Genomic DNA, 23,509 nt, shown 5'->3' with positions numbered 1-23,509 from the left:
ATGGTTACTCCCGCCTGATTGAGTAAAAGGGCACGGCATTTTTCTCTAAATTCAGGTTTGGGATGGTATTTTGCTCCTTCTTGCAAGGTAATCAGCTCGGCTTCAACAAGATCAATATGCTTTTCTTTGCGGCTCATGCCGCTAAAATAGTTGATCTATTCTAAATTTGCCTAATTACTTACTCATTTGACCATTTCGTTATCGGTGCCATCCGATCCCTGACCAACTCGAGTGACAATAGATTGAACATCATGGCAAATCGGAATAGTCTGGTTTGCCTTATTGATAACGGTTGGGTTATAAATACCCCGGACCAATAGTAACATAGCCAGCCCAACCGTAGTGACAGGCAACGCTGCAGAAATTCGCCGACGAACTGATGTTGGAAGAAGAATGGGTAGGAAACGGACCGCCAGCAGTGCTGGAACGGTGCCCAGCCCAAACAGGGCCATATACAACGCACCAGTAGCCGCGTTTTCGGTTGTGATGGCTCCCGTCAGAGCGACGTAGACAAATCCGCAGGGCAGCAGACCGTTCAAAAAACCCAGTCCGGCGAACGCCCGTAAAGTAGGACTATTTAATAAGCGGGTCATAGGATGAACCACCCAGCGCGTCGCCCGGCTCAGGGGTAGGCCCGGTAACTTTCCCCGGTTAGTCAACGTCCAAAGCAATAAAAATAGACCAGCTGTAATGGACACCGGACGTTGCAGACCTGTCAGCAGCAATCCCTGACCAACTGTGCCCATGAGTAGCCCCAGCCCGGCGTAGGCCATCAGTCGGCTAAGATGATAGAAGCCCACCGCCAGCCCGCGTTTTGGGCGGGGCAACCGGCCAATCGGCAGCGCCATCGCCAGTGGCCCGCACATGCCTACGCAGTGCAGACTGCCCACAACGCCCGTCGTCAGAGCCGCCGTCCACCAGAGTAGGTCGTGATTCATTAGCATTTATAAGAATATGTCTTCTTCCGTGTAATATCCGTGCTGCCCGTCGGACCAGGTAAACTGTACCTTCCAATAGCCACGGGCCAGTTTACCGGTTGACACTACCTGCTGGCCGGTGTGGGGCGTTGGAATGCGTACCACAAAGTCCAGTTGCCGATCCGCTGGCCGGTAAAAGTGAATCTCGCCCTTAAGCAGCGTCGCGGGCAGGGCTACGGCGAGCCTATGGACCTTGGCCTGATAAGTCATACTCATAGGCGTTTCATGACGGGCATTCGTCATCCGGTCGATCTGCTTCTGATACACAATTTCGGTCTGGTAATAATCGTCCCGTACCAGATCAATGCGTTCGCGGTGCATCCAGATCACCATAAAGCCGATAAACCCGGCAAACAGGATAAAGGTGAGTACGATGGCTTTTCCCCAATTCATGGTATCGAGTGATTAATTTGTTGGTTGATTGACTTGTTGAGTGATAAAGTAGCTGGGCGAATAGGGCATTCAATCAGTCAACAAGTCAATCATTTAATTGACCGGCCCTAAAAACGTTGTTTCGATTTGATCGACTACCTTGTCGCCGACCAGCACGTCGAGCCGGAGCGGGGTGCTGTTTTGTTGGATGGTTTTTTCGGGCAGGGTGATAAAAAATATACCCTTAGTCAGTTCCCCGGCGGGCAGTACCGAAAACCGCTGCACAAAGCGCAGTCTGGCATCGGGGCGGCTCAACCGAAACCGAACGGATACCGGCCAGTAGGTTTTATTGATCGCTTCGACCAAATACAGATTCGATACCGTGCCTCCCGTCTCACGCTGGAACAACTGCCCCGGTGCCCGCAGCACAATTACGTCCACAACCGGGCGGCTGACGAGCATAAACCCCAATATCCCTACCAACAGTACCAGAATGCCGGTGTAGGCCAGCGTCCGGGTCGATGCGCTGCCACCGATGAACCGTACTGGTTTTCGATCCTCAATACCCCGTTGCGAATCCAGCCGAATGAGTCCGGACGGACGGTCAATTTTAGCCATGATGCTGTCGCAGGCGTCCACGCAAAGGGTGCAGTTAACACACTCCAACTGCGTACCGTTGCGAATGTCGATCCCCACCGGGCAAACCTGAACGCACAGGTGACAGTCAATGCAGTCGCCTTTTGGGGCTGGGTGTTCTGCCGGGACAAGGGATGGCGGGGCATGCACGAACGCTGCTTTCGTCAACTTGCCGCGTGGTTCGCCCCGGATGTAATCATAGGCGACGACCAATGAGTTTTTATCCAGCAAAACGCCCTGTAGCCGTCCGTAGGGGCAGATGGTGGTGCAGACGATCTCGCGTAACCGGGCAAACACTACGTAAAACACCCCCGTAAACACACCCATCGTCGCCAGGCCCGTTAAATGCTCGGCCGGGTTATCCATCACGAGCGTCAGCCAGCCGTCTCGACCGATGATATAAGCCAGAAACGTGTTGGCAATGGCAAACGAAATCAGGAGAAAAGCACTATGTTTCAAACTCTTTTTAACCACTTTTTCGGTCGTCCACGGTCCGGCGTCGAGTCGTTTTTTAGCCGTATAATCGCCCTCGATCCAGGTTTCGATTTTGCGAAAAACCATCTCCATGAAAATCGTCTGCGGGCAGGCCCAGCCGCAAAAAACTCGCCCGTACACGACCGTGAACAAGGCAATGAACACGATAAACGTAACCAGTCCGAAGGCAACCAGGTAAAAATCCTGCGGCCAGAACGGCACGCCAAAGAAGATGAACCGGCGTTCGAGCACGTTGAATAAAAACAGCGGGTGCCCGTCGATCCACACGAACGGCCCAGCAAACAGGGCAACCAGCAGCACCACCGCCACGGCCTCCCGCCACCGGGTAAACCGACCCGTGATGCCGCGCGGATACAGCCACCGCCGACCGCCCGACGCATCGGCCGTTGGCAGGGTATCGCGGAAGCTGGGGATGGGTGGTGTTACGTGGGGGTTCATCAGCTTGTCCATTTAGCGCATGGCTACCGGAGCGTCGGCCGCCGGTATGTTGGCCTCCGGAGCGCCGAACGCCGATAGTTTTGCCGTTTCTTTTTCGCCCTGTGGCTCCTTCGCTCCGGCGGGGTTTGAGCCTTGCAGCGACATTACATAACTGGCTAATTGCTGGATTTGAAGCGGGTTCAACTGCCGTTTCCAGGCGATCATACCTTTTGCCGGTACGCCTTCGGTCAACGTGTGGAAAATGCGGTTAACGCTACCGCCGTGCAGCCAGAACGCATCCGTCAGGTTCGGGCCGACTTTTCCTTCGGCGTTGGCCCCGTGGCAGGCGACGCAGTTTTGTGCATAGAGCGTTTTACCCGCTCCGATTCCTTTCAGATCAACCAGTTGGATTACCGTGTTTTCGTTGATACCCCCCGCTACTTTGGCGATGTATGCCTCGCGCTGTTTGTCGGCAATAGCCATTTCCCTGACGTATTCGCTGCCCATGATGTCGCCCGAACCGACCACGTGGAAGACGATCATGTACGTTACCGCAGCGACAATACTGCCATAAAACAGACCCATGAACCAGGGTGGCGTCGGGTTATCGAGTTCGGCGATACCATCGTAAGCGTGTTCCATCATCAGGTCTTTTTCCTGACTCAGCAAATGCAGGCCCGCCACCCGTTGCCACAACGAACGCGGATCAATAAGTTGGGGAACGGGTACCAATAGGGGTTCGGGTCTCAACGCTTTCCGGAGAATAAACAGCAGGTTCAGTGCTATAATACCAACCCCGATCAGGCCGATCAGCAGCATCAGAGACAGCATGAGCCATACCAGTTCCTGACCCGATGCAACGTTCCAGATCGATTTGGCGGGATCACCCGATAGCGAGATTAAGAGATTCATACGAGGAAAATAGGTTTAGTCAATTGTCGAATCATCGAGTGGCATTTGGCCCATCTGCTGGATATATTTCTTGTCGACTACCAGCAAATACACGCCGACCAGCACGAAGAAGATCAGGAATGTTAGGAACGAGCCGATCATAAAGACGTCCGCACCGGGGATTTTCGAGATGAATTGTCTGAACATGATTTTAAGGGAATGATGAACGATGAACGATAAACGATAAATGATGGGCCTTGCAACGAATCCATCATTCATCATTCTTTTTTATGTCCGTGCCCATCCGTTGCAGGTAAGCAATCAGGGCGACGATTTCGCGGTCGGGTGCCACGCGGATGCCGTCTTTGGCTAAGTGCCCGCTTATCAGTTTCGCCTGCTGTTGCAGGTCGATATTGGCAGATCGTATAGTTTGATCATCGTAGGGGACGCCGACCTTTTGCAATGCCCGCAACTTATCAGACGTGTTCGAGATGTCGAGTTGATCGGCCAGCAGCCACGGATAGGGCGGCATAATCGACCCCGGCGACATCGACGTGGGTTCGCGCATGTGGTGGTAATGCCAGGCATCGGGGTATTTGCCGCCGATGCGGTGCAGGTCGGGGCCAGTGCGTTTGCTACCCCACAAAAACGGGTGGTCATACACGAATTCGCCCGCTTTGGAGTACTCGCCGTAGCGTTCGGTTTCGCTGCGAAACGGCCGGACCATCTGACTGTGGCAACCCACGCAGCCCTCGCGAATGTACAGGTCCCGGCCCTGCACTTCGAGCGCCGAATAAGGCTTAACGGCCGCAATCGTCGGCACATTGGACGCCACCATGAACGTCGGCACTAATTCAACCAGCGAACCAATCAGAATTACGACTAATGAACCAATCAGCAGCGGAATGGGACTGCGCTCGAACCAGCGATGCCAGTACGTATCGCTCCCCGTCGGCACGTAGGCTCTCCCCAACATCGGGGCCTCAGCAGCCTCGTTACGGACCAGTTTCCCAGCCGCCATCGTTTTGAACAGATTGTAGGCCATCAGAATCGCGCCCAGCAGGTAGAACGTACCACCCACCGCCCGCATCCGGTGCATGGGCAGCAGTTGCAGCGTTGTCTCTAAGAAATTCGGGTATTTCAAGACGCCTTCGGGCGTGAATTCCTTCCACATCATCCCCTGCGTGAAGCCCGAAATGTACATCGGTACCGCATAGAACAGGATGCCCAGCGTACCGAGCCAGAAGTGTGTACTCAATAGTTTTTGGGAATAAAGCGGAGTGCGGTAGATGCGCGGAATCAGCCAGTACAGAATGGCAAAGGTTAGAAAGCCGTTCCAGCCCAGTGCTCCAACGTGCACGTGGGCCACAACCCAGTCCGTAAAGTGCGCGATGGCGTTGACGTTGCGGAAGGCCAGCAGCGGCCCCTCGAAGGTCGCCATACCGTAGGCCGTGATCCCCACGACCATAAATTTCAGGATAGTATCCTCCCGGACCCGGTCCCAGGCACCACGCAGGGTCAGCAGCCCGTTGATCATCCCGCCCCAAGAGGGGGCAATGAGCATGACCGAGAAAACGACACCCAGCGACTGCGCCCAGTCGGGCAGGGAGGTATAGAGCAAGTGGTGCGGTCCGGCCCAGATGTAAATAAAAATTAATGTCCAGAAGTGCAGGATCGACAGCCGGTAGGAGTAAATGGGTCGTTTCGCCATTTTGGGCAGGAAGTAGTACATCATGCCCAAAAACGGCGTCGTCAGAAAAAATGCCACGGCATTATGACCGTACCACCACTGAACGAGGGCATCCTGCACCCCGGCGTAGAGGTAATAGCTTTTGAACAGGCTGACCGGCATCTGAAACGAGTTGACAATGTGCAGCACGGCCACCGTTACGAACGTGGCGATGTAGAACCAAATGGCCACGTACAGGTGTCGCTCCCGGCGTTTGATGAGGGTGCCGAACATATTGATTCCGAACACGACCCAGATCAGGGTAATGGCAATGTCGATGGGCCATTCGAGTTCGGCGTATTCGTGGGAGGTCGTCAGGCCTAACGGCAGCGTGATTACGGCCGCGACAATGATAGCCTGCCAGCCCCAGAAGTGAATTTTGCTCAGCCAGTCGCTGAACATCCGGGCCTTGCAGAGTCGTTGCAGGGAATAATAAACCCCCATAAAAATGGCATTGCCAACGAAGGCGAAAATAACCGCGTTCGTGTGCAATGGACGAATCCGGCCGAAGGTGGTGTATTGGTTGCCGAGGTTCGCGGATGGCGCAAATAACTGACTGGCAATCAGGACGCCTACCAGCATTCCGATCACGCCCCAGATGATGGTGGCCACGGCGAAGTTGCGGACAATCGTATTGTCGTAGGCGAATTGTTCGGCCACGGGTTGCTGACCTGGCGGAGGCTGGCTGATAGCGGCCGTGCTGCGTTCAATGGTGCCGGGTGTGGTCACCTCGAACGGGAGCAAATTGACCGGTATTTCTGGGGTTGCTTTCATAGAGTAGCGGTGGAAGGTTCACTAAACATTGGTGTCGCCAGGCGACGTTCGCTGGGTCGCCGTTGCGCCGGGCAGCCGTTGCGGTTTGGCGGGTATAGGGTCATTCGGCGGTTCGTCGTCAAGCAGCATTCGGAGCGCGGGCGTGTATAAATCGTCCTGCTGACCGGTGCGCATTGACCAGACGAAAGCAGCCAGGAAGCCCAGGGCTATCAACAGACTGACGCCAATCATAAAAAAGATAATGTGCATACCCGTATACGTTGGGACGGGTCAAAAGTGGGGAGAATTCAACCGCTAACGCATGAGCCACGTCAGCCCCGTAACTGATTAAACTCAGCCGAAGAATGAGTTGACAAAACTCATCTGGTCCGTTGACGAGGATCAGGAACAGGGCTAACCACTGCGGCTACTTTTGCGCCGTAATCAAAGAACACTTTTCTTTTTAGACAATGACTGATCGGCTCACTCCCAACTTGCCCCTGCGGACTCTTCCTCCAGGGATTCAGACCTGTCGGCACCAAAACCAACACTGGGCAGCAACACTTGTCCAGAATGAGCAGGAGATCGACCAGCTTCTGAACTTGCTGACCAATCTGCCGGAACACCACAGCTACCGGAGTCTGCACCATCCCGCCGTTGATTATATTGGAAGCCTGAACCTCCTGAAAATGAGCTTCCAACGGGTACGGCTCGATATGGTCTGTGAAGGCGTGACCTGTACGCCCACTGAGCATCAGCGTTGCCACGAGCCACGCTTCGGAGTCTACACGCTTATTGAGGGACATTGTCGCCCCCTGACGGACGAGTTTAACCGGGTCAAGGCTGGCTATTACCAGTTTCTGTCCGGCCTGATGACGCTCAATCTGATTTAACTTACGGGTTGGCACCGCCCGTATCAGTGCCTTATTTTCTGATGATTATTTTGATTTTCTTTCTCGCTCATTGGTACCTGTCGGTGCTGATGCAAACCCTCTTTCTCCACCGGTACGCTGCCCACCAGATGTTTACGATGAGCAACCGCTGGGAAAAAGTCTTTTACGTACTGACGTTCATCGGGCAGGGATCTTCGTTCCTGAGTCCACGTGCTTACGGCATCATGCACCGGCTCCACCACGCGCACGCCGATACCGGGCAGGACCCGCATTCGCCGTCGTTTTCCAAAAACCTGTTCGACCTGATGTGGAAGACCCGGATTTTCTACAACGACATCACCAATAACCGGGACTCGATTCCGGCATCGTTCAAAAAAGGAGTACCCAATTGGGAATGGATGGAACGGTTTGGTGGCCGCTGGCCGGTGCGATTGGCCTGGGGTACGGCCTACACGCTGTTTTACATCCAGTTTGCCCCGTCGCCCTGGTTCTTTCTGCTGCTACCCGTGCATTTTCTGATGGGACCAATCCATGGGGCCATTATCAACTGGTACGCCCACCGGTACGGCTACACCAACTTTGCCGTGGGCGACACGGCTAAAAATCTGCTGCCGTTTGATTTTCTGATGATGGGCGAATCGTACCACAACAACCACCACAAATTTGGTGGCCGTCCCAACTTCGGCGGTTTCCGCTGGCACGAATTCGACCCGGCTTATCCCTTGCTTAAAGTGCTCAATCGGGTTGGCATCGTGAAGCTACGGTTTGGCCGCGACGAAGCGTACATGTGAGGAATTTGAAGCAGGTTGACTTAGTAATCAACGAACCCTGACAAGAGCCATGAATACTAAGCTTTTAATGATGTCAAGTGCCCTGTTCATGGGTTTGTTAGGCATAGCAACCTCCTTTCTGCCTGACGAGCTACTGAATCACAACTCGATTCGTGGAGCCAATCCGCTTTTTGTACAGGTTACGGGAGCCTTATATTTAAGTTCTGCCAGTATTAACTGGACGGCGAAATCCGTCTTGATAGGTGGTATATATGCGCGTCCAATTGCCCTGGGAAATTTTATCCACTTCAGCATTGGGGCAATTGTATTAGGTAAAAGTCTTGTCGCTGATGGGGAGACAATTATCAGTTGGGTCGTAAGCGTACCCTACGTATTGTTTGCTCTTCTGTTCGGACTGGTGCTTTTTGGCAATCCCATTAACAAATAATGCCGAACACGGTCGTAGAAATAATGAATTTTCGACTGCGTCGGGAGTCTGAATCAGGCAACCATTGCATCATCTCCACAAGCAAACCTGTTACCCAACCCTCCGCCACCGCATCCCCACCGTCGCAATCAACAGCATCGTGGCCGAACTGATCGGCATTAAGATAGCTGCTACCACCGGCGATAAGTTTCCCGTCAGGGCGTAGGAGAGCCCCACGAAATTATAGAGTAACGACACGGCAAAACTGGACCAGATCAGCCGCATACCGAAGCGGCTATATCGTAACATGCCAGGTAGTTGCCGCAACGAGGACGCTTCCAGAATGGCATCACTTGCGGGGGTAAACTGGATGGTGTCGTCGGTGACGGCGATACCCACGTCGGCCTGTTTTAGGGCACCGGCATCGTTCAACCCGTCGCCGATCATTAGTACGCGATGGCCCTGCGCCTGTAACTGCTGCACCCGGTCGAGCTTTTGTTGCGGCTGGCAATCGAAGGTCATGTTGTCGGTGGTAAACCATTGATCGAGTTCGGGCCGGGCGGTGGCGTTATCGCCCGATAGCAGGTAGAGCGCGTGGGTTGCCCGGAGTTCATCAAACAGCGCGTTGAGACCGGGCCGGTACTGGTTCGCAAAGTTGAACTGACCCCGATACTGCTGCTCAACGGTGACATGTACGGTTGACCCGGCAGAGTCTATATTGGTTGTCGTCTGTGCGTCAGCATCCCACGTGCTCACGAACGGGCGGGATCCGATTTTAACGATCCAGCCGTCCACGATCCCCTGTATGCCGTGGCCCGGCACTTCCGTAAATCCCTCGACTGGCAGCGGTCGGCTATCGGCCAGATAAGCAGTTAGTCGGCGGCTGAGGGGATGGGTCGATTGCCGAACCAGTGACGTTACCAGCGAGCGCTCGTACTTCGTCAGTGGCAGGGCAAAGGATTCCTGGATGACTGTTTGAGTCGTGGTCGTTAGCGTACCGGTTTTGTCGAATACAATCGTATCGCAGCCCGCCAGCTGCTCAATGACGGCCGCGTTTTTAAGGTACAGCTTCTGCTGACCAAGTTTCCGCAGGCCATTTCCCAGCGCAAAGGGATACGACAACGAAAGCGCACAGGGACAGGCAATAATGAGTACTGCCGTAAACGCATTGACGGCGCGGGCCGGGTCGTAGGCGTACCAGTAAATCCCCACTGCCGTAGCTAACGTAATCACGGTCAGCGTGAAATACTTGCCAATGATGTCGGCGAAGGTGCGAACGCGGAAGGTGTCGCTCTTGCGGAAAGCATCGTTGTTCCAAAGCTGGGTTAGGTAACTTTGCGACGTCTCGCGCACTATTTCCAGTTCGATGGCTCCGCCCAGTTGCCGCCCGCCCGCGTACAGCAGCGCCCCCGACTCCTTGATGTCCGGCTCCGATTCTCCCGTCACAAAACTGTAGTCGATGCTGGCGCGGCCTTTGTAGAGCACCCCGTCGGCGGGAATCAGTTCGCGGTTGCGGACCCGAATGCGGTCGCCTTTTCGGAGTTGCGCCACTGGAATTGGGACTTCCTCATCCGCTTTGAGCACCGTTACGGCAAGTGGAAAATAAGCTCGGTAATCCCGCTCGAACGATAGAAATTCGTGGGTCCGCTGCTGAAACCATTTTCCGCATAACAGAAAGAAGATCAGGCCCGTCAGTGAATCGAAATAGCCCGCGCCGTTCAGAAAAAGCACCTCGTAGGTTCCCCGGAAGAAAGCAACTAATATACCCAGCAGCACGGGCAAGTCGATGTTGACAATACCCTTTTTCAGACTCGTCCAGACCGACTCAAAATAGCCCGACGCGGAGTAGAACACGGCCGGAATCGCCAGCATGATGTTGAGCAGCCCGAAGACGCGCCGGAACGACGGATCGTCAAGACCGACGTATTCGGGGAAGCTGAACGGCATACTATTACCCGCGCAGAACCCCGCCACCGCCAGCCGGTAGAGCAGCGGGCGATACGATAGCTTCTGTTGGTTAGAAACCACGTCGCTGAGACTGATCAGCGGTTCGTAGCCGATAGAACTCAGTAGTTCGACTACCTGCCGGAGCGTCAGTTTGTCGGGCTGGTACGTTAGGTGAACCTGTTTTTTGAGGAAGTCCACCCGCGACTGCCCGATGGCGGGGTGAATGCGGTAGAGGTGTTCGAGCAGCCACAAGCACGAGCTGCAATGAATCGTGGGAATGTAAAATGTAATTTTCGCTACCGACTCACTGCTGAATTCGAGCAGTTGTGCAATGATGTCCGGGTGGTCCAGAAAGTCGAGTTGGGCGTTGCCAGTGCTACGGCTAATACCAGACCGTGCCGTTTCATTGTCCTGTTGGATGGCATAGTACTGGCAAAGCTGATGCTGGCTTAGAATACTATACACCGCTTTGCACCCCTCACAGCAAAAGTGCCGGTCATCGTACCGAATGTCGGTTTCAGCACAGTCGTCGCCACAATGGTAGCATGTTGTTGATGTCGTTACCGTAGGCATACCGCAGAATTTGGGGGCAAGTTGGTAACAAACAGCCTGAACCGCCCTGACAGGCGTCAGCAGTCGACCTGACACGGCTCAGTATTTAGCCGTCTGGGTCTGGCAATTTCAGGTCGTACCTCTTGAGTTGGCTACCACCTTGCGGAACGCAGCTTGTCCGGCTCCGCGACCCGAATACCGCCCGATGCCGTCATCTCGATAAAGTTGGTGCCCTTGAACTCAGTTAACGTGCGGATTAGCGACTCGGTTGCCGTGCCAACCATGGCCGCCAGATCATCCCGCGAGAGTTGAATATAGCCATCGGGTTGTTGCTCGTGCAGGTTCAGCAACGTATCCGCCACCCGTCGCCGAAGAGAATTGTAGGCCATCCCCAGTAACTGGGCTTCGCGCTCGGCCACCCGACCGGCCAGCAACTTGATAAACTGTTGACTGACGACTGGATTGGCCAGCAGTAATTGCCGAAAGTCGGCTTTTGGTATATACACCAGTTCCGTGTCATTCACCGTCACGGCAGAATCCGTATAGTCGCTGTCTTCGAGCAGCGGTACATAGCCGAAAAAATCGCTGGTGTGGTACAGACCCGTGATCAGTTCTTTACCGTCGGCATTGGCCCGCACGGTTTTAACCGTGCCCGACTGGATAAAATAGAGCCGGATCGGGTCATCGCCTTCCGAATACACGTACTGCTTTCGGCGCACGGGGTGCACCTTGCGGTCGACCGACAGGCTTTGCAGGTTGCCCACCTGCCGGGCATCGGCTAAGAATTGCTCCAGCCCATCCTGATAGACATCGTGCGCGGACTGTAGCGGGGGCTGGACAGGCGGGGGCTGGTTCGCGGTATCGCCAACGTTTCGGAAACGGTTCAGCCGCCCTTCAATGGCGCTGAGCAGTTCTGACTCTTCGAAGGGTTTGGTCAGGTAGTCATCAGCCCCCAGTTCCATGCCTTTGCGAAAGTCGCTGCGTTCGATTTTGGCACTTAGAAAGATGAAGGGTACGCCCGCCAGATTCGGATTTTTATTGAAGATATGGAGTACCCCGTAGCCATCCAGCACGGGCATCATAATATCACAAATGACCAGATCGGGCTTGTCAGCCAGGGCTTTTTCGACGCCGATCTTCCCGTTTTCGGCCGTTTGGACGGTGTAGCCAGTCAGTTCCAGTATTTCGGCCGTATTGTTGCGAATCAGGTCATTGTCTTCAATCAGCAGGATCGTTGTCATACGGCAGGGTTAAGGTAACGGTAGTGCCTTGATCCAATACACTTTCCAGGGCCACCGTGCCACCCATCAGCTCCACATAGCGGCCCACGATGTGAAGCCCCAGTCCGGTTCCAGCGATGTTGGCGACGTTTTTAGCGCGGAAGAATCGCTCGAAGAGGTGTTCCTGATCGGCCTTCGGTATGCCGACCCCCTGGTCCTGCACAATTAGGGTCAATTCCTGATTCGTACACGTCGCCCAGATGGTTGCGGTCGATCCCGGTCCCGAGTATTTAAGGGCATTGGCGAGCAGATTGATCAGAATCTTACGCAATAGCGACGAGTCCAACCAGACTGAAGCCGGACACGATGGGTAGGTCTTTACCGTTTGGCCCGGCTTCAACAGTCCCTTCGCATCCGCGACGATTTCACTCATCAACTGGGCCATATCGACCTCGGTGGAATGGCGTTCTACTTTACCAGCCTCGATCATGCCCACCGACAAAAACTCTTCGAGGATGTCGTTCAAATGCTTGACCGACGTCCGAATATGGTCGAGATGGACCTTGCGCTTCGCCTGCTGGTCGGCACCGGCGTACTTCTCGACTAAGGTGGCCGAGGTCTGTAGCGCCGTCAGGGGGGTGCGGAACTCGTGAGAAGCCATCGACACAAACCTCGATTTGAGTTCGCCCAATCGCTGCTCAGCGGCTAAGGCTTTGGCCAGCTCATTTTTCGACTGTTCTAATTCAGCGAGCGTGCTCATCAGGGCGTGGGTGCGGTCGGCTACTTTCTGCTCCAGATCCGTGTTCAGCCGTTGGATATGGTCCCGGTGAGCAACTAATTGCTGCTCTGCTTCTTTTTTGAGCGTGATGTCGATGATGTATGCCACCGCATATAAGTCGGCCTCCAGCCGAAAATAACTCAGACTGATCTCGACCGGAAACACCGACCCATCTTTGCGCTGAGCGTGCAGATCGCGGTTATGCCCCATCACCCGCACCTGGGGCGCGGTAGTGAACGACTGGCGGAGCGTTTGGTGGTAACTGCTCACACCCGTTGGCACGACCTGTTCAATGGTCAGCGTCTCTAATTCACCCGCCCCGTAACCAAAGAGTTGGTCGGCCAACTGATTGGCGGATACAATTTGTCCCCGCTCGTTGCAAACGACAATGCCAATGGCCGCATTAGAGAAAATTGCTTCGTAGCGTCGAACACTGTGATCGAGTTCGCGCTCGGCCTGGTGTAACCGTCCCTGATCGATGAGCCGGATGAGCGCAAAGGGACAGCCGTTTTCGGTGAACACATGAATGATAAGCCTGCCCCAGAACAATTGACCGTCGTGCTGTTCAATTTGGGCGGTTTCTTCGTGCTTTCCGGCCTGGATGATTCGCTCAATCAGGTTAGTCCGATATTTTCCCTCCAGGGGGGGCGTCCGCAACGACCGGGACCGGACGGGATCGGCCAGCAAATCCTGTTCCGAGGAAAACCCAAGCATCCAAACGCCGGCCTGATTGATTCGCACAAACCGCTCATCGCTCAGGTTATAAATGCCGATAAAATCCTCGCTCTCTTCGAAAAGTAATCCCGGTAAGGTAGTTAAAGACAAGTCGGTCAGCATCGGGCAAGAAGCTCCCATTGCTATCTGGCAACAGGATTCTATGCCAAGTTACCCCGAATTTCTTGAAACGGGCTAAGAATCAGGGCAACGCCTGACGAATGTCAGTCGATTTGGCGAAACAAACGGCCACTTTTGACTTCGTTATGAAGGTTGTCTCTTTTCACCCACAACTATGCAGGACTTTCCGGCTAACAACCCCGACGATCCGTACCCCGTTTTGCTGACTGCCCCGTCGGCGGTTCTACTGATCTTTTTTATGCCTTCGGAAGGGACCAACCGCCAGCAACGGGATCATCTGACTGCTCTGGCCAATTCGCTGCAAACACACTTCGGCGGCTTGCTACAGGTTCTAAGAATTGACGAAGCCAGCCACCCTGACGTTGTACAAAGTTTTGCCATTACCCAGACCCCCGCTTTTGTACTGGTTCAGCGGGGCATCGAACTGTGGCGGCAGGAAGGCATGTCTGACAAAGCCACGCTCGTTTTGCTGATTGAAAGGCTGCTAAGTAAAAAGGTCAACTGAGAATCAGCCAACGGGATGATCAACGTCCGGTTTATTGTGACCAACTATATGATGCTTTATCGTGTCATTCGAACTACCAATCAAGCCATTATATACAGCAGCCTTAACAAAGACTCACCTATGAAAACGATTGTTCTTGCTACCGATTTTTCGCCCAACGCCAACCGGGTGGCTCGCTTCGCTGGTCAATTAGCCGTTGACCAGAAAGCCCAACTGATTTTACTACACGCTTATCATGTCTGGCCCGATAATCCGGCTAAAACGGGTGACTTCGCGCTGTCGGTAGAAGCAACGCGGGAAAGCAGTTTAACGGCTTTACAACAATTGGCGAATGAACTGAGGGAAACGCTTGGTGCGACCGTACCGATTCGGTGCATCGCCCAGGAAGGCCATACCATGAACGCGATTCGTGCAATAACCAGAGATGAACAGGCCGATTTGCTGATTATGTCCACGGTGGGTACGGCCCCTCAAAGTGCGCAACTGATGGGAAGCATAGCAACCGAAATGGTTGCTGAGACAGAAGTGCCACTCCTCCTGATTCCACCCGGCATTACCTATGCTGGGGTAAAAAACGTGGTGTTGGGTATTGACCTGGCCGCAACCCCCAACGCCGTAGTCCTGGATACGGCACTGAGTTTTGCCCGGTCGTTCGGCAGCGTGATCAATGTGCTGTGCATTAGTGATAATCCGGATGACGCCAGCACGCGGCATCAGGCCGAGCATATCCGGCACCTGTTGAATCCGCAGCCCCATACGCTGACTATCCAGACCGGAGACGAAATCTACGATACCCTGCTCGCCTTCGCTCACGCCAACAAAGCGGACCTGATTATGATGTTGCCGCAGATGCGAAACTGGTTCCAGAAGCTAATTAGCGAAGGAGAAACTGGGCGCATGGCTCGTCTGACAGATATTCCGCTGCTGGCGGTTGTCTGATTCTACTCGTTCTCAATCAAACGTCGTTACCATGAATGTTGCTTTTTTTAGCTGCCACCCCTACGAACAGGCGTTTCTGGAAGCCGCCAATCACCGGCACCAGCTAACCTTTCTGCCCCAGGCCCTAACGCCCGAAACGGTACCGTTGGCGGCTGGTCACCAGGCCATTTGCGTCTTTGTGAATGATCGGCTCGACGCGCCGACGCTTCAGGCGCTGGCCGGGCAGGGCATTCGGCTGGTGGCCCTGCGCTGTACCGGCTCCAATCAGGTGGATATTCAGGCAGCGCAGCAGTTGGGCATTCGTATCCTGCGGGTGCCGACCTACTCGCCCCACTCGGTGGCTGAACACGCCGTAGCCCTGCTGCTGTCGCTGAACCGAAAGACCTATTTAGCCTACCAACGGACCAAAGACAATAATTTCACACTGGATGGCCTGATGGGGTTCGACCTGTACGGCAAGCAGGTTGGTGTCATCGGCACGGGCAAGATTGGCGCGGCCTTTGCCCGCATCATGCTCGGCTTTGGTTGTCACGTGTTGGCCTACGACAAAATGCACTCGGCCGAATTGCAGCAGCTTGGCGTGACGTATGTGCCCCTGGATGAGTTACTGAACGAAGCCGACGTTATCTCGCTCCATTGTCCGCTCACGCCCGAGACGCATCACCTGATCGACGCGCCCGCGCTGGCCCGGATGAAACCAGGTACGTACCTGATCAATACCAGCCGGGGCGGACTACTGGACACACCTGCCGTGCTGGATGCGCTGCAAAGCGGCCATTTGGATGCGTTAGGTATCGATGTGTACGAACAGGAAGATGATTTCTTCTTTGCCGACTGGTCAGGCAAGGACCTGCCCGATGCGGACCTGAATACCCTGACCCATTTACCGAATGTGCTGGTCACCGCTCACCAGGGCTTTTTCACCCGGGAAGCGATGGAGCAGATCGCCCATACTACCCTCAACAACCTGACGTATCTGGAACAGGAACGTCTACCGGCGGATGCCGTCGTGGTTGGGTAAAAAAATCAGAGCTAATGCTAAACAGGTTCTCAACTGACTAACGTCAGGGTTTGTAAGCGGTACATACCGCTCCTTTGTAGTATCAATCAAAACCCGTTTCGTATGAAAACCATTCTTGTTCCGACCGACTTAAGTCCCCTGGCCGATAGTGCCCTTCAGGTAGCCGCCGACCTGGCCCGTACCTACGGCGCTGAAATTCTACTGGTGCATTACATCCCGTTTTCGATAGCCCGTGCCAACACGGTGGAAGGAGCGATGGCGATGGCCAGCTACCTCGATGAGCAGGACGACACCGCCGTTGCTGACCTACAGGAGGTTGCGGAGAACCCTATTTATAAGGATATCACGATCATTCCCATTACCTGCCGGGACGCGGGCGGGGTGTACGAAGCCATGACCGAACGCAGGGCCGATCTGATCGTGCTGGCCACGCATGGTACGTCAGGCTGGGATGAGTGGCTCTTTGGGTCCAACGCCGAGCACATTGTCCGGCATGCCCACTGTCCGGTGCTGGTCATCAAACAGGCAATAAACGGTTTTGCTCCTAAAAACGCCGTTGCCGCCATCGACGTGGACGATGCCCTCCGGCAGCAATGGCCACCGTATCCGTTCGACGCGGGCGGTAACAGCCTGAAACAGTTCGTCTACGTGAGTACGCCCAACGATACCCTCGCTGCTGATGGGGTACACGCCTGGATGGACGAACTGGCAAAGGAGAAAGGCATCACTGACTACGAGTTGCACATCCGTCAGGCCCGCACTGTGGAAACGGGAATTTTGAATTACGCTCACGAACGGCAAACCGATCTGATTGTGGTATACACCCACGGGCACACCGGCCTGCGTCATCTATTACAGGGCAGCGTAGCCGAAGATGTGCTGAACCATGTTCCCGTACCCGTGCTGATTCTGCAACTAAAGGACTGACCGGCCCAGACACGACGTCTCCCCATTCTTCAATGAAAAAAATCTTAGTTACCACCGACTTTTCGGCCAACTCGAAGGCGGCTCTGCGTTTTGCCATTCAACTGGCGTCTCAGTATGAAGTTGCGCTGACGTTCCTGCACGTGCAGCACGTAATGAGACTAACGAGCTGGAACGAGACAACGTACGCGGCCTACGAGAAAAGCGAAACGGCAAAAGCCCAAACGACCCTCGACGAGTTTGTCCTGTCAATCTATGACAAGCTGAAGTTCAACCCAACAAACTATAGGTGCGTAATCCAAAACTCGCCGTTGGTAGACAGCGTCATCATGGGTTACGCGGCCGACCACGCCTTCGACTTTATCTGCCTCAGTGCGCGGGGAGCCGGAACTATCGAGAAGTTATTCGGTACCACGACCGCCAATCTCATCAACCAGTCGCCGGTGCCGGTGATTGCGGTGCCGGGTACGTACCGCGCCATTAGGCTGACCAGCATTTTGTGCGCGTCCGACTTGAGCCGTCTCGAACCGCAGGTGAAACGGGTGGTCGATTTTGCCCGGCCATTGGCGGCTACGGTTGAACTACTGCATTTCGTTAGTCTGGGCGAACCCGTTACCGACCCGGAGATCATCAACATGGCCGTCCGGAAATTCACGGATTATCCCGTCAACGTGCAGCTAAAGCCCCGTGATTTGGCAAAAACGGTAGTCGCCGACATCGAATCGGTCGTTAACGCCGAAAAGCCTTCGCTGCTGATTATGTTCACCCAGCAGAATGAAGGATTTTTCAATCGGTTATTCGGGTCGGGCAACTCGGTCGACTACTCATTCCTGACTACCATACCGTTGCTGGTATTTAGCAAAGCCTGATCTCAGATGGATTATCACGTTACATCGGTGGCGGACGTAGCCCGCTCGCTGAATACTACCCCCGCCGGGCTTGACCCCGCTACGGCCCAGCAGCGGCTGACCGAGTTCGGTCCCAACCAAATTACGGACGGGCAAAAGAAAACCGTCTGGCTCATCCTGCTGCATCAGTTTACGGACGTCATGATTCTGGTGCTGATTGGGGCTGCGATTATATCAGGGGTGGTGGGTGAGGTGAAATCGACCTACGTCATTCTGGCAATTGTACTGCTCAACGCGATTGTTGGGTTTGTGCAGGAGTACCGGGCCGAAAAGTCAATGGAGGCCCTCAAAAAGATGGCCGCTAATCAGGCCCAGGTGCTGCGGAGCGGACAAACGCTGTCAGTCGCCACGGCAGACCTGGTGCCCGGCGACGTAACGCTGCTTGAAGCGGGCAACATCATTCCCGCCGATGTCCGGTTCATGGACACCCACGCCCTGAAAGTCGATGAGTCGTCGCTGACCGGGGAGTCGGATAACGTCGAGAAAAACCCCGTTGCGCTACCCCCTGGTGATTATCCGCTCGGCGACCGGCTGAACATGGGCTATAAAGGCACGTTCGTGACCAACGGGCGGGCCAGGGCCTACGTCGTGGCGACCGGCATGGACACCGAACTGGGGAAGATTGCCAAACTGATCCAGACCGACGAAACGGCTACCCCGCTGCAAAAACGGTTAGCCACCTTTGGTAAAGGCTTATCGGTCGGCGCGCTGGTGATCTGTCTGCTCTTTTTCGGGGCTGGCTGGTTACGGGGTGAGCCGCTGCTGAATTTGCTGCTGGTTTCCATTTCGCTCGCGGTGGCTGCCATTCCCGAAGCCCTGCCCGCCGTGGTTACCGTTGCTCTGGCGCTGGGAGCAAAGCGATTGGTGAAAAGCAACGCGCTCATTCGCAAGCTGCCCGCCGTCGAAACGCTGGGGTCGGTTACGTACATCTGCACCGATAAAACGGGGACGCTGACGCTCAACAAAATGACAGTTGAGGAGGTCGACCAATCGCCGACGTTCGCCCTACCCGTTTTGGCCAATGGCGATGGGCTGCTGACGGCGATGGCGCTCAACAACGACGTAACCAATGACAAAGACGGAAACTGGCTCGGCGATTCAACCGAAGTGGCCTTAACGAAGTATGCCGATGAAAGAGACTACGAACGAACAGCAATCGAAAACCGGTTTCCGCGCATCGCCGAACTGCCGTTCGACTCGGAGCGCAAGTGCATGACCACGCTGCACCAGACGGAGCAGGGTGTGCTGGTTATCACTAAAGGAGCCGTGGGATCACTCTTCAAACAACTCGATCCAAATCAGCAGGCGGACGTTCCCGGCTGGCGAACCCGCGTCGATGCAATGGCCGAACGGGGTTACCGCACGATGGGCTACGCGGGTAAACTTCTGCCTGAACTGCCCCCGGACGTTACGCCCACCACCATCGAATCCGGCTTATCCTTCATCGGCTTCGTGGGCCTGATGGACCCACCCCGCCACGAAGCCCGGCAGGCCGTGGCCGAATGCAAACAGGCCGGGATCATTACCGTCATGATCACCGGCGACCATAAACTGACTGCCAAAGCCGTCGCTGAAACCCTGGGCATTATTTCGTCAGCCGACGAGCTGGTACTGACCGGGCCGGAACTGACGAAATTAGATGACCCGGCCTTCGATGCGATTGTGGAAAAGGTGCGGGTGTACGCGCGGGTCGATCCGGCCCAGAAGCTACGCATCATCAACGCATTGCAGGCCCGCCACCAGTTCGTAGCCATGACCGGCGACGGGGTCAACGACGCCCCGGCCCTCAAAAACGCCGACATTGGCATTGCGATGGGCATCAACGGCACGGAGGTCTCCAAAGAAGCCGCGCACATGATTCTGCTCGACGACAACTTCGCCACCATCGTCAAAGCCGTCAAGCACGGGCGACGCATCTTCGACAACATCCTGAAGTTTATCCGCTACATCATGTCGGGCAACGCGGGGGAGATTGTCGCCCTCTTTTTCGCGCCTTTTTTCGGGTTACCCATCCCCTTACTGGCGATTCATATCCTGTGGATTAACCTGATCACGGACGGCTTGCCAGGTCTGGCACTGGCCTACGAACCCGCCGAGAAGAACACCATGCACCGGCCACCCATCGATCCCAGGAAAACCATTTTCGCCGATGGGGGGGACGGTCAGCCGCTGCTGTGGTTCATTTTGTGGGTCGGGTTGCTGATCGGGGGCGTCACTATTGGTATAGAAGCCTGGGCCATTCAGCGCAACATCCCCCACTGGCAAACGATGACGTTTACGGTGCTTTGTTTCAGTCAGTTGGGTAACGCCATTGCCGTGCGTTCCCACTGGTCGTCGGTGTTCAGCATGGGGCTGCTGGCCAACAAACCCATGCTGGGGGCCATTACACTCACCGTCGCGCTGCAACTGATGATTATCTACACGCCGTTCTTCAACGATCTTTTCAACACCCAACCCTTGTCGTGGTCCGAACTGGGTATCACGGTAGCCGTGTCGAGCATCGTTTTCTGGGCGGTCGAGATTCAGAAGCTGATCATCCGGCAGCGAGGCAATTTGGGCAAACCGGCCCCGGTAAAAGCCACAGTTGCCACGCTGCCCGTCATCCCCGCTGTTGCAGGCTAATCTTGGCAGACAGGCAGCAAAGGCATCATTCATGGAGTCACAGGAAGCAATACCTCCGGTTTGGCCAGCAGCTTGTCAAGTTTGTCGTTCAGCGCCTGAAGCAAAACGAACTGTTTTTCCTGCGTATCGAATAGGGTTTTGATCTGCTCTTCCAATAATAAATCTACCTTCTGATTCAGGCTGCGGATTTGCATTTCCGCTTTCAGATTGATCAGGTAATCATTCTCACTGCGCATGCGGTCTTTTTCTTCCTGCCGGTTCTGACTCATCATAATAATGGGCGCCTGTAACGCAGCAATGCAGGATAAAATCAGGTTCATCAGGATGAACGGATAAGGATCAAACTTGTAGTGGCCAATAGCCAGTACATTGAAAATGATCCAGACCGTCAGGATAATGCCAAACAGGATTATGAATCGCCAGCTCCCGCCAAATCGAGCGACCCTGTCAGAGAGTTTTTGTCCCTGTGTCAGCACTTCTAACGGGGGATTTACAAGATTGTGAATGATGAGTTCCTCAGCGGCAAGCGTCTCCCTGACAATCTTGTGCAGCTTTTCAAGATGCGCATTTTCATCCGACAAAAGCTGGTCTATTCCGGTGTTGTTCATCTTCGTGTTTTTAGAAAGTCGGTGATCATACTGTAGATTATGAATGACGACCGGAGCAACTCATTTACTTTTTGTACACGCTTCTGACAGTCGGCAATAGCGCGACAAAAAGTATGGCAATGGCCAGAGATATATAAAAGGTGTGCAGCCAATCGACGGCCTGGAGAAAAACCATCTGGATTTGTATCCAGACGATGAGCGCAAAAGCCACGTAAACACTGCCCGTCCATGCCCAGTGCATATCAGGAAAGGAATTGAACCGTTCGGCCCATTTACTTACCGGTTTATTTAACAAGGCAACGACTAACCCACAGGGAATCAGCCCCAACACGATGAACAAGATTATTCCGGGGATTAGAAAATCAGTGAAGGGCGACTTGTCTAACATGGACAATGGCATCCCAAACAGTTTGCCGCTGGGAGAAAGTATGAATATGCCACCTCCTCCAACAGCTCCCAAACCAAGAAACCCCAGCAAAATCACAAGAATAGTTCGGCTTATTTTCATGAGGTGGCGGGCACTTTTCAGGTGTGAACAAACCCGTCGACCGACCGCCGAAGCGAAACCGGTTCGGGGTACGTCTTCAGATAGCCGGTGCGCAGGATAAACTGCACCGGACCGCTGATGCCAATGGATTGATTGATGGTCTGATTCGTCGGGGATTCCTCAAGAATCTGCGTCATCGGATGAAGGGCAACACCCCGATCCCGCACTATCAGAAAGAGTCGCTGCATTCGTTTGCCGGTCTCAAGCAGGGTTGTTACGGCGTTGTCTTTGCTGGTAATCAGCAGCCAGCCCGCCGATTGGGCGACCTGCTGCTTCACCTTATCAATAGCCTGATTCCGAAAACCGGGTTTCATCACAGCTGATTCTCCGTAGAAGTTTCGCAACAACCAGCCGAGAATTCCGTCAATTTCCATACTCGCCGTCGTGAGTCCGTCCCGGTAGGCTGCGGCATCTTTACTCGAAAACCGTATCCAGTCGGCCAGTTCCTGCTGGGCCACATCCCGGTACGACTGAATTCGGTTTGCTTCGATGGTTTGTTCATTTAGCAGGCGGCATTCTTTACCCGTATTGGGAATGAATTGTATAAATTCAGATTCACCATTAATTAGGTACGTGAGGTCTTCTTTTTTCAGTGCGTCGTCCAGGTAGTTCGATCGTACCGTTCGGCGTCTGGTTATTTTTTGGGTGTCATACGAAGGAACCTTGCTTGATCTACGCAGTTTTACCGTTACGATGTCCTCATCCTGATTGCTCATCGCCATCGTATCGAACTGGCAGGTATAGCCTAAGTTGCTGGCAGCGTACTCGATGTTTTGCAGAAAAGCCCCAATCGACAGGATGGTTTCCCGCTGGTTTGGGTCAACGCCAGGTAACCAGCGCGTTTTGTCGTTGCCGACGATCCAATGGTACGGTTCGAGGTGTTTGACAAACCACGGCTGGGTGTTGTGGCCACTGGGCGCAAGGGAGGCCAGCAACAGGATTTGCCGTTCGTCAGCAGTCAGTGTCACGCTGGTATAGCCAAGTTGCTCACTATCAGCGCGGGTGTAGTTTCTGCGGTCGCTAAAGCCGTAATACGCGCCACCAGCCAGAATAACCGTGCCCCCGGCGATGCCCAGAAATTGCTGTCTGTTCATGGCTGATGTACTGATTCTGATCGGGCCGAAACCGCCGGGTCGGTTCCGTACCGTTTTGCCATTTCTGCGCCCCAGGCGTAGGCCATCGACACCGAAACGGCAACGTTCGATTCCCGCATCCGTGATTTGTCATTGGGTTTCAGCAGCCACAGCGACCGCGAGTCGAGCAGATTGGCCCTTTTGTTCTGAATCAGGGTTTCGAGTGCGTTTTGCGAAGCCTCCGTTGAGCCACTCCCCAGCGTAATCGCCACCACCGATTTGCCAGCCAGATCCGCCTGTCTCCGGATAAAATTGCTCACCGCCCAATCGGGTCGAAAATTGTAGGTGTTGGCGCAAAACACATACAGATCAACTGGCTGGTCGGCATCCGTTTCGGCGGCTGCGACACTGGCAACCCTGACGTACATACCTCCGTCGGCCAGGGCCTGACCAAACGACCGGCTTACCTGCTCATCGAGGTTATAAACTGGGTCAGGATTATAGACAATCAACGCCCGCTTTTTCGCAGTCTGACTACCTAATTGCCAGCTTCGTTTTGGCCCGGTACGTTCTGCCCAGATCGTCAGGGCTGTCCAGGCGGCCCCAAGGGCCAGCACGACAAGGCCGGTAATTTTGAGTTGCTTTTTCAT

General features: G+C 54.5%; 23 protein-coding genes. 9 read left to right on the top strand and 14 right to left on the bottom strand.

What is annotated here, in order from left to right; translation table 11 throughout:
* Positions 1-182: 182 nt before the first annotated feature.
* The 7 genes from ACYVHB_RS16780 to ccoS form a co-directional block, all read right to left on the bottom strand.
* Positions 183-938 carry a sulfite exporter TauE/SafE family protein gene (locus ACYVHB_RS16780; RefSeq protein ID WP_461052916.1) on the bottom strand — a complete coding sequence of 252 codons (756 nt, stop codon included), beginning with the start codon at positions 936-938 and terminating at the stop codon, positions 183-185.
* Positions 939-944: 6 nt separating this feature from the next.
* On the bottom strand, positions 945-1,370 hold the full coding sequence (locus ACYVHB_RS16775) for a FixH family protein (RefSeq protein ID WP_461052915.1): 426 nt from the start codon (positions 1,368-1,370) through the stop codon (positions 945-947).
* Between the two features lie 93 nt (positions 1,371-1,463).
* Entirely contained in the window at positions 1,464-2,918 is a 1,455-nt protein-coding gene (gene ccoG, locus ACYVHB_RS16770; RefSeq protein WP_461052914.1) for a cytochrome c oxidase accessory protein CcoG, read from the bottom strand.
* Between the two features lie 12 nt (positions 2,919-2,930).
* Positions 2,931-3,809 (bottom strand): cbb3-type cytochrome c oxidase N-terminal domain-containing protein, encoded by an 879-nt coding sequence (locus ACYVHB_RS16765; RefSeq protein WP_461052913.1) that lies wholly within the window; start codon positions 3,807-3,809, stop codon positions 2,931-2,933.
* A 15-nt stretch (positions 3,810-3,824) separates the two neighbouring features.
* A complete protein-coding gene (locus ACYVHB_RS16760; protein ID WP_461052912.1) occupies positions 3,825-3,995 on the bottom strand; it encodes a hypothetical protein in 171 nt (56 codons plus the stop codon).
* Positions 3,996-4,059: 64 nt separating this feature from the next.
* Positions 4,060-6,291 carry a cytochrome-c oxidase, cbb3-type subunit I gene (ccoN, locus tag ACYVHB_RS16755; RefSeq protein ID WP_461052911.1) on the bottom strand — a complete coding sequence of 744 codons (2,232 nt, stop codon included), beginning with the start codon at positions 6,289-6,291 and terminating at the stop codon, positions 4,060-4,062.
* 21 nt (positions 6,292-6,312) lie between these two features.
* Positions 6,313-6,540, bottom strand: coding sequence for a cbb3-type cytochrome oxidase assembly protein CcoS (gene ccoS / locus ACYVHB_RS16750; protein WP_461052910.1), 228 nt, complete (start codon positions 6,538-6,540; stop codon positions 6,313-6,315).
* 200 nt (positions 6,541-6,740) lie between these two features.
* Between ccoS and ACYVHB_RS16745 the strand changes: the two genes are divergently transcribed.
* The 3 genes from ACYVHB_RS16745 to ACYVHB_RS16735 are packed head-to-tail and all read left to right on the top strand — an operon-like array spanning position 6,741 to position 8,381.
* Positions 6,741-7,163, top strand: a complete 423-nt coding sequence (locus tag ACYVHB_RS16745) for a hypothetical protein (RefSeq protein WP_461052909.1) — start codon at positions 6,741-6,743, stop codon at positions 7,161-7,163.
* Positions 7,164-7,204: 41 nt separating this feature from the next.
* Positions 7,205-7,954, top strand: a complete 750-nt coding sequence (locus ACYVHB_RS16740) for an acyl-CoA desaturase (RefSeq protein WP_461052908.1) — start codon at positions 7,205-7,207, stop codon at positions 7,952-7,954.
* 49 nt (positions 7,955-8,003) lie between these two features.
* Positions 8,004-8,381 carry a hypothetical protein gene (locus ACYVHB_RS16735; RefSeq protein ID WP_461052907.1) on the top strand — a complete coding sequence of 126 codons (378 nt, stop codon included), beginning with the start codon at positions 8,004-8,006 and terminating at the stop codon, positions 8,379-8,381.
* A gap of 90 nt (positions 8,382-8,471) precedes the next feature.
* Here ACYVHB_RS16735 and ACYVHB_RS16730 read toward each other — a convergent pair whose 3' ends face one another.
* The 3 genes from ACYVHB_RS16730 to ACYVHB_RS16720 form a co-directional block, all read right to left on the bottom strand.
* A complete protein-coding gene (locus tag ACYVHB_RS16730) occupies positions 8,472-10,880 on the bottom strand; it encodes a heavy metal translocating P-type ATPase (RefSeq protein ID WP_461052906.1) in 2,409 nt (802 codons plus the stop codon).
* Between the two features lie 131 nt (positions 10,881-11,011).
* A complete protein-coding gene (locus ACYVHB_RS16725; protein ID WP_461052905.1) occupies positions 11,012-12,100 on the bottom strand; it encodes a response regulator in 1,089 nt (362 codons plus the stop codon).
* A complete protein-coding gene (locus ACYVHB_RS16720; protein WP_461052904.1) occupies positions 12,078-13,712 on the bottom strand; it encodes a sensor histidine kinase in 1,635 nt (544 codons plus the stop codon). The genes ACYVHB_RS16725 and ACYVHB_RS16720 overlap by 23 nt, the downstream gene beginning before the upstream one ends.
* Positions 13,713-13,866: 154 nt before the next feature.
* Here ACYVHB_RS16720 and ACYVHB_RS16715 point away from each other — a divergent pair, with 154 nt between their 5' ends.
* From ACYVHB_RS16715 to ACYVHB_RS16690, 6 genes are all read left to right on the top strand, one after another.
* Complete coding sequence (locus ACYVHB_RS16715) at positions 13,867-14,217, top strand: thioredoxin family protein (protein WP_461052903.1); 351 nt, start codon at positions 13,867-13,869, stop codon at positions 14,215-14,217.
* Positions 14,218-14,337: 120 nt separating this feature from the next.
* Complete coding sequence (locus tag ACYVHB_RS16710) at positions 14,338-15,156, top strand: universal stress protein (protein ID WP_461052902.1); 819 nt, start codon at positions 14,338-14,340, stop codon at positions 15,154-15,156.
* Between the two features lie 31 nt (positions 15,157-15,187).
* A complete protein-coding gene (locus ACYVHB_RS16705; RefSeq protein ID WP_461052901.1) occupies positions 15,188-16,177 on the top strand; it encodes a 2-hydroxyacid dehydrogenase in 990 nt (329 codons plus the stop codon).
* A gap of 102 nt (positions 16,178-16,279) precedes the next feature.
* A complete protein-coding gene (locus tag ACYVHB_RS16700) occupies positions 16,280-17,104 on the top strand; it encodes a universal stress protein (protein ID WP_461052900.1) in 825 nt (274 codons plus the stop codon).
* A 32-nt stretch (positions 17,105-17,136) separates the two neighbouring features.
* Positions 17,137-17,970, top strand: coding sequence for a universal stress protein (locus tag ACYVHB_RS16695; RefSeq protein ID WP_461052899.1), 834 nt, complete (start codon positions 17,137-17,139; stop codon positions 17,968-17,970).
* A gap of 6 nt (positions 17,971-17,976) precedes the next feature.
* On the top strand, positions 17,977-20,631 hold the full coding sequence (locus ACYVHB_RS16690; protein WP_461052898.1) for a cation-translocating P-type ATPase: 2,655 nt from the start codon (positions 17,977-17,979) through the stop codon (positions 20,629-20,631).
* A 29-nt stretch (positions 20,632-20,660) separates the two neighbouring features.
* Here ACYVHB_RS16690 and ACYVHB_RS16685 read toward each other — a convergent pair whose 3' ends face one another.
* The 4 genes from ACYVHB_RS16685 to ACYVHB_RS16670 form a co-directional block, all read right to left on the bottom strand.
* Positions 20,661-21,239: a DUF1003 domain-containing protein gene (locus ACYVHB_RS16685; RefSeq protein WP_461052897.1), complete on the bottom strand. Its 579-nt coding sequence runs from the start codon at positions 21,237-21,239 to the stop codon at positions 20,661-20,663.
* Between the two features lie 64 nt (positions 21,240-21,303).
* Positions 21,304-21,747 (bottom strand): hypothetical protein, encoded by a 444-nt coding sequence (locus ACYVHB_RS16680; protein ID WP_461052896.1) that lies wholly within the window; start codon positions 21,745-21,747, stop codon positions 21,304-21,306.
* Between the two features lie 17 nt (positions 21,748-21,764).
* Positions 21,765-22,880: an Acg family FMN-binding oxidoreductase gene (locus ACYVHB_RS16675; RefSeq protein ID WP_461052895.1), complete on the bottom strand. Its 1,116-nt coding sequence runs from the start codon at positions 22,878-22,880 to the stop codon at positions 21,765-21,767.
* Positions 22,877-23,509: a hypothetical protein gene (locus ACYVHB_RS16670; RefSeq protein ID WP_461052894.1), complete on the bottom strand. Its 633-nt coding sequence runs from the start codon at positions 23,507-23,509 to the stop codon at positions 22,877-22,879. The genes ACYVHB_RS16675 and ACYVHB_RS16670 overlap by 4 nt, the downstream gene beginning before the upstream one ends.

The sequence above is a fragment of the Spirosoma arcticum genome (assembly GCF_054779955.1).
The sequence above is the reverse complement of the archived record's forward strand: the minus strand, read 5'-3'. Positions and strand labels throughout refer to the sequence as shown.